Genomic DNA, 613 nt, shown 5'->3' with positions numbered 1-613 from the left:
TTAAGTGGTGAGCAACGCAGACCACCACACTTAAAGTATTGTGCCGTAAACACTGAAACTGAAGCAAACCTAAAATGCCAAGCGTTGGGAATCCGTCTTAAATGCTTTGTTATGCTCAATTGGTGGATATGCAACATGCAAACAATCAGCAAATAGTTTACCATCCACCTTTAACCAATTCATTGATTACACAAGGGTTATTTATGGCTTATAACGGTATAGATACAAAATCTCAATCTGCACTTCAACAATTATTAAATGTGGCAGATTTCGAAGAGGGCGCAAATGGAGATGTCTTTTTAACTGACGTACATGTTCAGTTTAAGGCTTCCAAGATAAACATTGTGGCGTTAACGGATATCCATATTTGCCGGACGACCATGGAATATGGAAAGATCGCATGTGAAGAAGCCCCCGCAGATGATTTCGATTCTGAGCACTGTCATATTGAGTTTGATGCTGGCTGGGATAATGTAAGCTATACATTTAACAACAACTCTTTGACGGTGTCTGGCAACTCAAATCGTTTTGGTAAATATACTTTTATTTTATCTGTTTAGTACATAAATGTGCTTTCTATCCAACGGTAGAGAGCACTTCACAACGACTGAGC

1 protein-coding gene is annotated in these 613 nt (G+C 39.0%); it reads left to right on the top strand.

Features of this window, described 5'->3' with window-relative positions:
* Positions 1-101: 101 nt before the first annotated feature.
* On the top strand, positions 102-560 hold the full coding sequence (locus NB504_RS09150; RefSeq protein ID WP_258428702.1) for a hypothetical protein: 459 nt from the start codon (positions 102-104) through the stop codon (positions 558-560).
* Positions 561-613 lie beyond the last annotated feature (53 nt).

Source organism: Vibrio sp. RM-69-4, from assembly GCF_024743775.1.
In the GTDB taxonomy this organism is placed as follows: domain Bacteria; phylum Pseudomonadota; class Gammaproteobacteria; order Enterobacterales; family Vibrionaceae; genus Vibrio; species Vibrio anguillarum.
This window is presented reverse-complemented; position numbering and strand designations above follow the sequence as displayed.